Below are 11,157 nucleotides of genomic sequence, written 5' to 3' on the forward strand. Positions count from 1 at the left end.
GGCAGATCAGAAGTTCGGCCAGGCCCAGCCGAGGTAGTTGGAGAAGTACGGCAGCGCGCGCGTGCCGATCGCGCCGCTGACGCTGGTGGCCCAGAACGTGCCGTCGCCCTTGGCGACTCCGACGTGGCCGTAGGCGCTGATGTTCCAGAAGACCAGAGCGCCCTTCGGCGGGTTCAGATCGCCGCGGTGGGCGGCGCCGCGGGCCACGGCGTCGTTCCAGTCGGCGATCGCCGAGGCCCAGATCCCGGTCTTCCCGTACGAGTTCTCGGCGGCCATCTCGCAGTACCCCTGGAAGGCGGTCGACCCGTTGCGGGCGGCGTACCAGGCGACGGCCTTGTCGGCCCGCGGGTTGCTGGTGCACAGCGGCGCGACCAGACCGCTGCTGCCGGTATTGACGTACGCGTCGGTGATGAAGCCCTTGCCGGGGATGTGGTCCCAGATCAGGCTGCGGCCGAACTTGCCGGTGACCGGCTCGCCGTAGAGCTGACAGTCGATCTCGACCGGGCCGTCCGGCTGGTTGCCGACCGAGCCGAAGCTGGTCGCGTTGCCGGACCGGATGGCGACACCGGTGTTGCTGTCGGTGTCCACGGTCCCGGTCGCGGCGCTGGCCGGGAGCACGCCGGTGCCGAGGACGGCGGCACCGGCGAGCAGGGTCATGGCAGAAAGGCGGGCGGTGATGCGCATGAGGGCGGTACGCATGGTGGTGATCCCTTCTGGAGTTGTACTCGCAGGGAATCAAACCGTGACGGTGTTGTCGCAGTGGGCAACAAGGGCTCAGAAGTTGGGCTGCGCCCAGCCGAGGTAGTTGGAGAAGTACGGCAGGCTCCGCTTGCCGATCGCGCCGCTGACGCTGGTGGCCCAGAAGTTGCCGTCACCGGTGGCCAGCCCGACATGGCCGTAGGAGCTGATGTTCCAGAACACCAGGGCGCCCTTCGGCGGGTTCAGGTCGCCGCGGTGCGCGGCGCCCCGGCGTACGGCGTCGTTCCAGTTGGCGATGGCCGACGCGTAGACGCCGGTCCTTCCGTACGAGTTCTCGACGGCCTTCTCGCAGTAGCCCTGGTACGCGGTGGAGCCGTTCCGGGCGGCGAACCAGGCGATCGCGTCGTCGGCCCGCGACTGCGGCGCGACCGTGGTGGCGGCGACCGGCGCCGCGGCGGCGGCGGTCGCGGGGAGGGTGGCGCCCGTCAGGGGCAGTGTGGCCAGTGCGGCGGTGGCGATCAGACGCTTGAACATGGTGGAAACCCTTTCGCTCTGAACTGCCTGTTGTCTTGGAGAATCCCTTCCTTTGTGCAGACAATCAGAGCGTGATCGGATTGTCGCAGTGGGCAACGGAACTGAATCACTGCGGTTTGGTACTTTGTGTAGATAAGTGACGGCGAGAGCGGAGAGTGCGCCGTGCGCCCAGCCCAGGCTCGATACGTGATCGGAGCGCGCATGCGCGAGCTGCGCGAGGCTGCCGGGATGCCGTTGACCCGGGCGGCCGCCGAGTCCGGCTGGGACAAAGGCCACCTCTCCCGGGTCGAGCGCGGTCACACCAAGCCGAGCCGCGAGCTCATCGAGTGGTACGACGACTCTTTCGGGGCGAACCAGGCGCTGGTCAATCAGCTGATGGAGCTCGACGCCGCCGTCCGCGCGGGCCGGGACATGTCGCAGCGGGACATGCGCCGCCACGTGCAGCCGGTGCTGCTCGGCGGATCCGTACCGATCGACCACCACCCGGACGATCGGGCTGAACTGGTGGGGGAGACCGTGCCGGACGGGACCCAGGTGTGCCGGGAGCAGGTCTTCGAGAAGACCTGGATGATCCGCAACAGTGGCGAACGCCCCTGGCGCGACCGCTGGCTCACCCGCCAAGGCGCCGCCGGCACCCCCGGCTGGCTCCGCTCCCCGAACCGCGCCCCGGTCCCCGACGCCGAACCGGGCGACATCGTCACGGTCGCGATGTCCCTCCAAGCCCCGTGCCAGGTCGGCGCCTCCACGGCGTACTTCAAACTCACCGACGACGCCGGCCGCCTCTACTACCCCGGCCTGGAGTCCCCGCCCCTCTACTGCACCATCTTCACCGTCTACGAGCTGTAGTTGGTCCGCGAAGTGGCATGCGGAGCCCGGCTATGGCATCCGGAGACCTGGAATATCAGGTCTCCGGATGCCATTGGTCGTCTCAGGTGTGATCTCCGGCGATGCGGGCGGCAGTGGTGCATGGGTGATTCAGGTCGGTCCAGCCGACCCGGACCATCTCGTACCCGAGCGCCCGCAGGCGGTCCTCTCGCCACTTCTCGGCGATCACGGTCTGCGCGTCGGCCCCGTACTTCTGCGCTCCGTCGAACTCGACGATGCGATTGCGGAACAGCAGGAAGTCGACTCGGGCGATCAACCGGCCGTCCTGATCGCGGATCTCCACCTGGAGCCGCGGGGCGGGAATCCCGGCGTTCGCCATCAGTACCCGGGTCCGCGACTCGCCCACCGACTCGCTGAGCCCGTCGGCGAACAGCGCGGCTGCCTTGGCGCGCGGCGACCCTGGCCAGTGTTTGTGCCGGTCCGCCGCAGCGATGAGTTCGTCCGGCGTAGTCAGCTCGAGGTGCAGGGCGGCGTCGGCCAGCACCACGCCGACCTCGTACGACGTGGCGCAGGCCGTCTCGACGATCGACCGCGCCGGGCTGGTGACCCGGATGTCGTCGACCTGCGTGATCTCCTCGGCGCCGATGGGGGAACGATGGACCGTCGTGATCTTGTCGGACCGTGTCCGCTTGGCGGGGCGGGTGACGTGGATCCGGCTCAGGTCCAGTCCCCAGGTCGGGAGCCCGTGAAGTACTGCGGCCGACTGGTGACTGACCACCGCGTCAGGGCCCATCCGGCCGGCGACGGCCCGTGCGGTGAGGACATGCATGCGTTGCGCCCGCTCCCAGGGCGCCTCGTCCGCCGGCCATTCGAGCGGATCGACGTACACGTCCCGCGAGAGGCGCAACCAGTGCCCTCGCCGCACACGCAGACGGAGCTCACCGGCGCTGTACCCGGCGTCCAGCGCGTTCGCCCGCGAGAACCACCCGCCCCGCGCCGTCACCAGCCTTCTCAATCTCGGATTCACACCAACAACATGCCGCCCTCGGCACCCTGACGGACGCCCGTCCTCGCCACCTGTGGACAACACCTGGGACCTGCAGTTGCTACCTGGGACCTGCACTTGCTACCTGGGAGCTGACAGAGCAGGTCTCAAGCTGCATCTTCTGGTCTCAGGTCCGGGCGGTGGCTCTAGCGGTCGTAGTCCGCGGCGATCTCGGCGTCGAGTTCGGCCTTGCGTTTGATCCAGCGTTCGCTGAGGCCCTTGACCTCTTCGCCGATGAAGTCGATGAAGCCCAGCGAGATGCGGATCCGGTAGTGGGCGTCGGTGCCGTCGCCGGAGGCGTCGAGAACCTTGCGCAGGGAGTCGGACCAGCGGATCAGGGAGGCGTTCTCGGTCATCATCGTCTGGTACCAGGCGTCGTCCTGGACGACGTACACGTCGCGGCGGCTGCCGGGCTCGCGCTCGCGGGTCGCCAGGCGCAGCTGCAGCAGGTAGTTGACCGCCCCGGACACGGCGGCAGGGCTCGCCTGCAGCTGGTCGGACAGCTCGGCGGCCGTCATTCGTCCGGTCTCGCTGGACAGGATCGCGGCGAACACCCTGGCCGCCATCCGCGGCCAGCCCGTCTCGGCGAGCAGGTTGCCGAACTGCTCGGTGTACCGCCGGACGGCGTCGTCGTCTCGCTCTGCGCTCACGGACCCATCATCTCCTCCCCGGGCCGCCTGACGTGTCAGAAACGCGTTAGGAAGATTCACAAATTTCTGAATGAAGTGTACGTTACGAATCATGACATCAGCCATCGTGGTCTCCGGACTGCACAAGTCGTACGGGAGTACGCACGCCCTCGACGGTCTCGACCTGGAGGTCGCGACCGGTGAGGTGCACGGCTTCCTGGGGCCGAACGGCGCCGGGAAGTCCACCACCATCCGCGTCCTGCTCGGTCTGCTGCGCGGTGATGCCGGAGATGTCTCGCTGCTCGGCGGGGACCCGTGGCACGACGCGGCCAAGCTGCACCGGCGGCTGGCGTACGTGCCCGGTGACGTGAACCTGTGGCCGAACCTGACCGGCGGCGAGGTGATCGACCTGCTCGGCCGGCTCCGCGGCGGGCTGGACGAGAAGAAGCGCGACGACCTGCTGCGCCGGTTCGACCTCGACCCGACCAAGAAGGGCCGGACGTACTCGAAGGGCAACCGGCAGAAGGTCGCCCTGGTCGCCGCGCTGGCGAGCGACGTCGAGCTGCTGATCCTGGACGAGCCGACCTCCGGCCTGGACCCGCTGATGGAGGAGGTCTTCCGGCAGGTCATCGAAGAGGAGCGCGCCCGCGACGGCGACCGCACTGTCCTGCTGTCGAGCCACATCCTGTCCGAGGTCGAGGCGCTGTGCGACCGGATCAGCATCATCCGCCGCGGCAAGGTGGTCGAGACCGGCACGTTGTCCGACCTGCGGCATCTCACCCGGACGTCGATCCACGCCGAGCTGACCGCATCGCCGAACGGACTGGCCCAGCTCCCCGGCGTCCACGACCTCGACGTCGAGGGCAACCGGGTGCGGTGCGAGGTGGACACCGCCCAGCTCGACGCGGTGATGCGGCAGCTGTCGGCGAGCGGCATCAAGAGCCTGGTGGCGCAGCCGCCGACGCTGGAAGAGCTGTTCCTGCGACACTACGACGGCGACCTCGAGCCTGAGGCGGCCGTGCGATGAACGACTTCGTCGGTACCGGGACGCTGGTCCGGCTCGCGCTGCGCCGGGACCGGATCCTGATCCCGATCTGGATCGTCGTGTTCGTGATGTCGGCGGCCGGGTCGGCGAAGGCGTCCATCGACCTGTACTCCGATCAGAACGCGCTGGTCGAGGCCGCTCGGACGTCGAACGCGTCGCCGGCCCTGGTGTCGCTCTACGGCCGGATCTTCGACGAGTCGTCGCTCGGTGAGGTCTCGCTGTTCAAGCTCACCGCATTCGGCGCGCTCCTGGTCGGGCTGCTCGGCGGCATGCTCGTCGTCCGGCACAGCCGGAGCGAGGAAGAGTCCGGGCGGCTGGAGTTGCTGAGCGCCGGCGTCCTCGGTCGGTACGCCGCTCTCGCCGCCGCGCTGGTCGTTTCCGGGGGAACCGCGATCGTGCTCGGCCTGTTGACCGCGCTCTCGTTGATGGGGAGCGGCCTGGACACGAAGGGCTCGTTCGCGTTCGGGCTGATGTGGGCCGCGGCCGGACTGGCGTTCGCGGGTGTCGGCGCGGTGACGGCACAGGTCACCGAGAGCGCCCGGGCCGCGAACGGGCTGACGGCGATCGTGCTCGGTGTGTCGTACGTACTGCGGGCGATCGGCGACTCGTCGGCCGACGGCAGCACGCAGTGGGTGTCGTGGCTGTCGCCGATCGGGTGGTCCCAGCAAGTCCGTGCGTACGCCGGTGACCGGTGGGTCGTCCTGCTGCTGCCAGTCGTGTTCCTGGCGCTGATGGTCGCGGCGGCGATCGCGCTGATCCAGCGGCGCGACGTCGGCGCCGGTCTGGTGCGGCCGCGTCCCGGACCGCCGCGCGGTGCCGCGTCGTTGCGTTCGCCGCTCGCACTGGCCTGGCGGCTGCATCGGGGGTCGCTGTTCGCGTGGGGTTTCGGGTTCCTGCTGCTCGGTCTGCTGGTCGGCAACATCGCCAGCAACGTCGACGGGTTCGTCACCAGCGACAGCGCGAAGGAGATGGTGCAGAAGCTCGGCGGCGTGGAGGGCATCACCGACGCGTTCCTGGCGACCGAGCTGGGCATCATGGGGCTGCTGGCGTCGGCGTTCGGGATCCAGGCGGCCCTCCGGCTCCGGTCGGAGGAGACCGCGCTGCGGGCCGAGCCGCTGCTGGCGACCGGTGTCACCCGGGCGCAGTGGCTCGGGAGTCACGTCGTGATGGCGCTGTTCGGCACCGCAGTACTGATCCTCGTCGCCGGTCTGGGGTCCGGCGTCTCGAGCGGTGCGTCGCTCGGCAACATGGGCCGTCAGGTACCGCGGATGCTCGCCGGTGCCGCCGTACAACTGCCGGCAATCTGGCTGGTGACCGGGCTGGTCGTCCTCCTGTTCGGCCTGGCGCCGAAGCTGGTGACCGGCGGGTGGGCGCTGTACGGCCTGTTCTTGCTGATCGGTCAGTTCGGCGAGCTGTTCAACCTGCCGCAATGGATGATCGACCTCAGCCCGTACGGTCACACGCCGCGGCTGCCCGGCGGTGAGTTCTCCGCCATGCCGGTGCTCTGGCTGACCGCAATCGCCGCCGCACTCACGCTGACCGGCTTCGTCACGTTCCGCCGCCGCGACATCGGCTGAATCCGGATCGCGCTGGTCTGAGGGGTCCAGCGCCCACGGGCCCGCCCGGCACCTCGCCGGGCGGGCCTGTTTACGATCGCTGCGTGTTCAGTGAGCGGCTGGTGGACTTCTGGAGTGAGCGGCACCTGTGCGTGCTGAGTACGGCGCGCGCGGACGGGACCGTCCATGCGACGCCGGTCGGGGCGACGCTGGACGTCGAGGCGGGGCTGGTGCGGGTGATCTGCTCCGGTACGTCGTACAAGGCGCGCGCGATCCGGCGGCTGGGCGAGGCGGCGGTCGCGGTCACCCAGGTCGACGGCCGGCGCTGGAGCACGATCGAGGGCCGCGCCGTGGTGAGCGACGACCCTGCGCACGTCCGCGAAGCCGAACGGCGCTACGCCAAGCGCTACCGGGAGCCGCGCGTCAATCCGCAACGCGTGGTCATCGAGATCACCATCACGAAGGTCCTCGGCAATGCCGGCTGACCCCATCATCGTCATAGGCATCATCCCCGACGGCTGGCGCACCCTCTCCCCAGCCGCCCGCGATGCCATCCAGTCCGCCGAAGTAATCCTCGGTAGCTCCCGCCAACTAGCTCTCCTCCCAACTGAATCCTCTGGGGCCGTGCGGGTCGCGTGGGGCTCGCCGTTGTCCGAGGCTTTGCCTCGGTTGCTGGAGGAGCACCGAGGACGGCGGATCTGTGTGCTGGCGAGTGGGGATCCGACGTTCTACGGGATCGGTACGACGCTCGTTCGGTTGCTGGGGGCCGACGCCGTGCGGGTGATTCCGCAGCCGTCGAGTGTCTCGCTGGCGAGTGCGCGCCTGGGCTGGGCGCAGGATCAGGTGCAGGTTGTGAGCCTGGTGAGCAACCCGGTCGAGCGGCTCCATCCGAATCTCCAGCCCGGGCGGCGCGTGCTGATTCTCAGCCGCGGTGCGCAGACCCCGGCCGAGGTGGCCGCCCTGATGGTCGCGCGCGGCTACGGCGCCGGCGAGTTCACCGTCCTCGAACAGCTCGGCGGCCCGGCCGAACGCGTCCGTACGGCGACCGCGGCCGACTGGTCCCACGAGGTCGATCCGCTCAACGTGATCGCGATCCGATGCCCGGCCGACGCTCCCGTCCTGTCCACCGCACCCGGCCTGCCCGACGACGCGTACGAGAACGACGGCCAGCTCACCAAACGCGAAGTACGCGCCGTCACCCTGTCCCGCCTCGCGCCCGTCCCCGGCCAACTGTTGTGGGACATCGGCGGCGGAGCAGGCAGCATCGCGATCGAATGGTCGCGGCACCACCCGTCCTGCCGCGCGATCGCCGTCGAACGCGACCCCGACCGGGCGAAACGCCTTCAGCGGAACGCGGCCGCGCTCGGGGCCGCGGTGGACGTGGTGGAAGGCGCCGCGCCGGCGGTCCTCGACGGTCTCGAGCCACCGGACGCGATTTTCATCGGCGGCGGGGCGACCGCGGCGGGCATGTTCGACGCCTGCTGGAACGCGCTGAAGCCCGGTGGCCGCCTGGTCGCCAACGGCGTCACGCTGGAGACCGAGTCCCTGATCGCCCAGTGGTACAAGGCCGTCGGCGGCGACCTCGTCCGCCTCGACGTACAACGCGCCTCCGCCGTCGGCACCATGACCGGCTGGCGCCCCGCCATGCCGGTGACCATCTGGAGCGTGACCAAATGACGGTTCACTTCATCGGCGCCGGCCCCGGCGCCGCCGACCTGATCACCGTCCGCGGGCGCGATCTGATCGCCGCGTCGCCGGTCTGTCTGTACGCCGGCGCGCTCGTCCCGGTCGAGCTTCTCGAACGCTGCCCGCCCGGCGCCCGCAAGGTCGACACGGCGAACCTGACTCTCGACGAGATCATCGCCGAGCTCGCCACCGCGCACGCGGCCGGCCTCGACGTCGCCCGGCTGCACTCCGGCGACCCGTCGGTCTTCAGCGCGATGGCCGAACAGCTGCGCCGCCTCGACGCGCTCGAGATCCCGTACGACGTGACGCCCGGCGTCCCGGCGTACGCCGCCGCCGCGGCGACTCTCGGTCGTGAGCTGACCGTCCCCGAGGTCGGGCAGACCGTCGTGCTCACGCGGATCGGCGGCAGCGCCAGCGCGATGCCGGACGGCGAGGATCTCGCGACACTGGGCGCCGGCCGGGCGACGATCGTCCTCCACCTCGCCGTCCAGCAGATCGATCGGGTCGTCGCGGATCTCGTGCCGAACTACGGCGCCGACTGCCCGGTCGCGGTCGTCGCACGCGCCTCCCGCGACGACGAGGTGGTCCTGCGCGGGACGCTCGCCGACATCGCGGAGCAGGTGAAGGCGGCAGGTGTTCGCCGTACCGCGGTCATCATCGCCGGAAAGGTGCTGTCCGCAACGGCTTTCCGGGACAGCCATCTGTACTCGGCCGACCGCAGCCGATGAAGGTTCTGCTGCTCGGCGGAACGGGGGAGGCCCGCGAACTCGCGGGTGGGCTGGCCGGTGTCCCCGGGGTCGAGGTCGTGTCGTCGTTGGCGGGACGGACCTCGGGCGCGCGGCTGCCTGCCGGTGAGGTGCGGGTCGGTGGGTTCGGCGGTGCGAGCGGTCTGGCGGCCTGGCTGCGGGAGCATCCGGTGGACGCGGTGGTCGACGCGACGCATCCGTTCGCGGCAACGATGACCGCGAACGCACTCACGGCGACTCGCGAGGTCGGTACGCCGCTGGTCGTACTGCGTCGGCCGGGCTGGACGCCGGCGCCCGGCGACAACTGGCACTGGGCCGACTCCACGTCGGCGGCCGCCAACTTGCTGCCGCGGATCGGCACCCGCGCTTTCCTGACCATCGGGCGCCAAGGCCTCGACGCCTTCGCCGACACCGGCCTGTGGACGCTCGCCCGCTGCGTCGATCCGCCCGACCCGCGACCGACCTGGTGTGAACTGATCCTCGCCCGCGGGCCGTTCGCCATCGCCGACGAGCAGGCGATTCTCCGCGACCATCGCATCGACGTCCTGGTCACCAAAGACAGCGGCGGTCCCGCCACGGCCGCGAAACTCACCGCGACCCGTGAGCTCGGAATCCCGGTCGTCGTGATCCGTCGCCCGCCGCTGCCGGTCGGGCACGAGGCGGTCGAGACGGTCGAGGAGGCTGTTCAGTGGGTGATCCGGGCGAGCCATTCGCCGAGGACGTGACGCTCGCCGTCGGTCAGCATCCCGAGCTCCGCCAACCGCACCCGCAACGCATTCGCCGCAGCCACCGCACCCGCGTCCGCCCGCGCGACCGCCCGGGCCTCACTGTCCGCCGCACCTGCGGTCGCTCCGTCCGCCGTGCGCGGGAAGGCCGGAGCGGTGGTGATCGCTGAGACAACGGCGTGGAACATCGCGTCCGCCAGGCGTGGGTCACGGCGGTCGGCCTCTTCGGCCAGCAGGGTCAGTACGGCGCCTGAGCCGGCCGCCTGCACCATGTCCGCGGCCAGATCCTCGTCGACCCGCAGTCGTCCGACGGCGGCAATGTTGCGGATCCGGGTCCGCAGGATCGCGATTCCGGCCTCGGCCGCCGCGGGACGCTTTCCCGGCTGCGTGTCGGCGTACATCAGCAGGAACAGGGCCGGGTTCGCCAGCCCGAACTCGATGTGCAGGTCCCAGCCCGACCGGAGGTCCGCGATCGGGTCGGTCGTCGGATCGAGCGGCGGCTTGTCCGCGAGGTACGTCGCGAACCCGTACTCCAGCACCGCCGCGAGCAGTCCGTCCTTGTCGCCGAACAGCCGGTAGATCGTCGGCGCCTGCGTCCCCGCCGCGGCCGCGACCGCCCGGGTGGACACGGCGTCGCGCCCGCCGCTCGCCAGCAGCGCGGCAGCGACCTCGACGATCTGCGCCCGCATCCGGTCCCGCCCGCTCGCATCCTCCACGCGCCCAACCGTAGCGGTCGGCGCATCGTGCTAACAGTGATAGCGTATCTCTGTATTCACTGATAACAAGGAGTCCGGATGATCATCGTTACCGGAGCGACCGGGCGCCTCGGCCGTGCTGTGGTCGACCGCCTGACCGAACGCGTCCCGGCCGATCAGCTCGGGGTGAGCGTGCGTGACCCGGAGAAGGTCGCGGACCTCGCGGCGCAGGGCATCCGGGTCCGGCGTGGCGACTTCGACGATCCCGACTCGCTGGCGTACGCCTTCGAGGGCGCCCGCCAGGTGCTGGTCGTCTCGGGTCCGGCCGACCCGGCGCCGCATCACGTCGCGATCGATACCGCCAAGACCGCCGGCGCCGAGCGCGTCCTCTACACCAGCCACCAGGCCGCGAACCCGGACTCGCTCTTCATCGCGACCCGTGGCCACGCCGCGACAGAACAGGACCTGCTGAACTCCGGCGTACCGTTCACGGCCCTGCGCAACGGCTTCTACGCGAGTACTCCGGTGTTCATGGTGCGGTCCGCGCTGGAGACCGGCGAGCTGATCCTGCCGGAGGACGGGCCGTTCTCCTGGACCGCGCACCGGGACCTGGCCGACGCGGCCGCGATCGCCCTGACGGAGCCGGGGCGCGTCGACGGCGTCACGCCACCGCTGACCGGCCCGGAACTGTTCGACTACGCGGACGTCGCCGCGATCGCCTCGGACCTCCTCGGGCGGAAGGTCACCCGGATCACGGTGCCGGACGAGGAATGGCGACAGGCCGCGCTCGGCCGTGGCATGCCGGAGTTCCTCGTCGACCTGACCCTGGGCATCTTCGCGGCCGCGCGGCGTGGCGAGTTCGCGGTTGTTGATCCCGCCCTGCCCGCACTGATCGGTCGCCCCGCCACGACGCTGCGTGAGGTGCTCGCCGCCGAGCTCCCCACCTGACGCTCACCGGTCGGCGGCTCGATA

At 70.3% G+C, this 11,157-nt stretch carries 13 protein-coding genes; 8 read left to right on the forward strand and 5 right to left on the reverse strand.

Annotation, left to right across the window (positions count from 1 at the left end; genetic code table 11):
- Positions 1-6: 6 nt before the first annotated feature.
- Together ACWEOO_RS26970 and ACWEOO_RS26975 are read right to left on the reverse strand one after the other, a co-directional pair.
- Positions 7-699 (reverse strand): CHAP domain-containing protein, encoded by a 693-nt coding sequence (locus tag ACWEOO_RS26970; protein WP_452145398.1) that lies wholly within the window; start codon positions 697-699, stop codon positions 7-9.
- Between the two features lie 75 nt (positions 700-774).
- Complete coding sequence (locus ACWEOO_RS26975) at positions 775-1,233, reverse strand: CHAP domain-containing protein (protein ID WP_452145399.1); 459 nt, start codon at positions 1,231-1,233, stop codon at positions 775-777.
- 186 nt (positions 1,234-1,419) lie between these two features.
- On the opposite strand from ACWEOO_RS26975, the gene ACWEOO_RS26980 reads away from it, so the two are divergent.
- Positions 1,420-2,079, forward strand: a complete 660-nt coding sequence (locus tag ACWEOO_RS26980; RefSeq protein ID WP_452145400.1) for an NBR1-Ig-like domain-containing protein — start codon at positions 1,420-1,422, stop codon at positions 2,077-2,079.
- A gap of 82 nt (positions 2,080-2,161) precedes the next feature.
- Here the strand turns inward: ACWEOO_RS26980 and ACWEOO_RS26985 are convergent, their stop codons facing one another.
- Together ACWEOO_RS26985 and ACWEOO_RS26990 are read right to left on the reverse strand one after the other, a co-directional pair.
- A complete protein-coding gene (locus ACWEOO_RS26985) occupies positions 2,162-3,085 on the reverse strand; it encodes a type IV toxin-antitoxin system AbiEi family antitoxin domain-containing protein (RefSeq protein ID WP_452145401.1) in 924 nt (307 codons plus the stop codon).
- A gap of 164 nt (positions 3,086-3,249) precedes the next feature.
- A complete protein-coding gene (locus ACWEOO_RS26990) occupies positions 3,250-3,753 on the reverse strand; it encodes a GbsR/MarR family transcriptional regulator (RefSeq protein WP_452145402.1) in 504 nt (167 codons plus the stop codon).
- A 91-nt stretch (positions 3,754-3,844) separates the two neighbouring features.
- Between ACWEOO_RS26990 and ACWEOO_RS26995 the strand changes: the two genes are divergently transcribed.
- The 6 genes from ACWEOO_RS26995 (at position 3,845) to ACWEOO_RS27020 (ending at position 9,490) form a co-directional block, all read left to right on the forward strand.
- Positions 3,845-4,759 carry an ABC transporter ATP-binding protein gene (locus tag ACWEOO_RS26995; RefSeq protein WP_452145403.1) on the forward strand — a complete coding sequence of 305 codons (915 nt, stop codon included), beginning with the start codon at positions 3,845-3,847 and terminating at the stop codon, positions 4,757-4,759.
- Positions 4,756-6,354, forward strand: a complete 1,599-nt coding sequence (locus ACWEOO_RS27000) for an ABC transporter permease (protein WP_452145404.1) — start codon at positions 4,756-4,758, stop codon at positions 6,352-6,354. The genes ACWEOO_RS26995 and ACWEOO_RS27000 overlap by 4 nt, the downstream gene beginning before the upstream one ends.
- Before the next feature lie 83 nt (positions 6,355-6,437).
- Positions 6,438-6,818, forward strand: coding sequence for a pyridoxamine 5'-phosphate oxidase family protein (locus ACWEOO_RS27005; protein WP_359941606.1), 381 nt, complete (start codon positions 6,438-6,440; stop codon positions 6,816-6,818).
- Positions 6,808-8,010, forward strand: a complete 1,203-nt coding sequence (cbiE, locus tag ACWEOO_RS27010; RefSeq protein ID WP_452145405.1) for a precorrin-6y C5,15-methyltransferase (decarboxylating) subunit CbiE — start codon at positions 6,808-6,810, stop codon at positions 8,008-8,010. Before ACWEOO_RS27005 ends, cbiE begins: the two co-directional genes overlap by 11 nt.
- Positions 8,007-8,747: a precorrin-4 C(11)-methyltransferase gene (cobM, locus tag ACWEOO_RS27015; protein ID WP_452145406.1), complete on the forward strand. Its 741-nt coding sequence runs from the start codon at positions 8,007-8,009 to the stop codon at positions 8,745-8,747. The genes cbiE and cobM overlap by 4 nt, the downstream gene beginning before the upstream one ends.
- Positions 8,744-9,490 (forward strand): cobalt-precorrin-6A reductase, encoded by a 747-nt coding sequence (locus ACWEOO_RS27020; protein WP_452145407.1) that lies wholly within the window; start codon positions 8,744-8,746, stop codon positions 9,488-9,490. The genes cobM and ACWEOO_RS27020 overlap by 4 nt, the downstream gene beginning before the upstream one ends.
- On the opposite strand, the gene ACWEOO_RS27025 is transcribed toward ACWEOO_RS27020, so the two are convergent.
- Positions 9,451-10,206 carry a TetR/AcrR family transcriptional regulator gene (locus ACWEOO_RS27025; RefSeq protein WP_452145408.1) on the reverse strand — a complete coding sequence of 252 codons (756 nt, stop codon included), beginning with the start codon at positions 10,204-10,206 and terminating at the stop codon, positions 9,451-9,453. The two genes, ACWEOO_RS27020 and ACWEOO_RS27025, sit on opposite strands and share 40 nt — an antisense overlap.
- A gap of 78 nt (positions 10,207-10,284) precedes the next feature.
- Between ACWEOO_RS27025 and ACWEOO_RS27030 the strand changes: the two genes are divergently transcribed.
- Entirely contained in the window at positions 10,285-11,133 is an 849-nt protein-coding gene (locus tag ACWEOO_RS27030; RefSeq protein ID WP_452145409.1) for an NAD(P)H-binding protein, read from the forward strand.
- The last annotated feature ends 24 nt before the right edge of the window (positions 11,134-11,157 follow it).

This window comes from Kribbella sp. NPDC004138 (assembly GCF_053603655.1).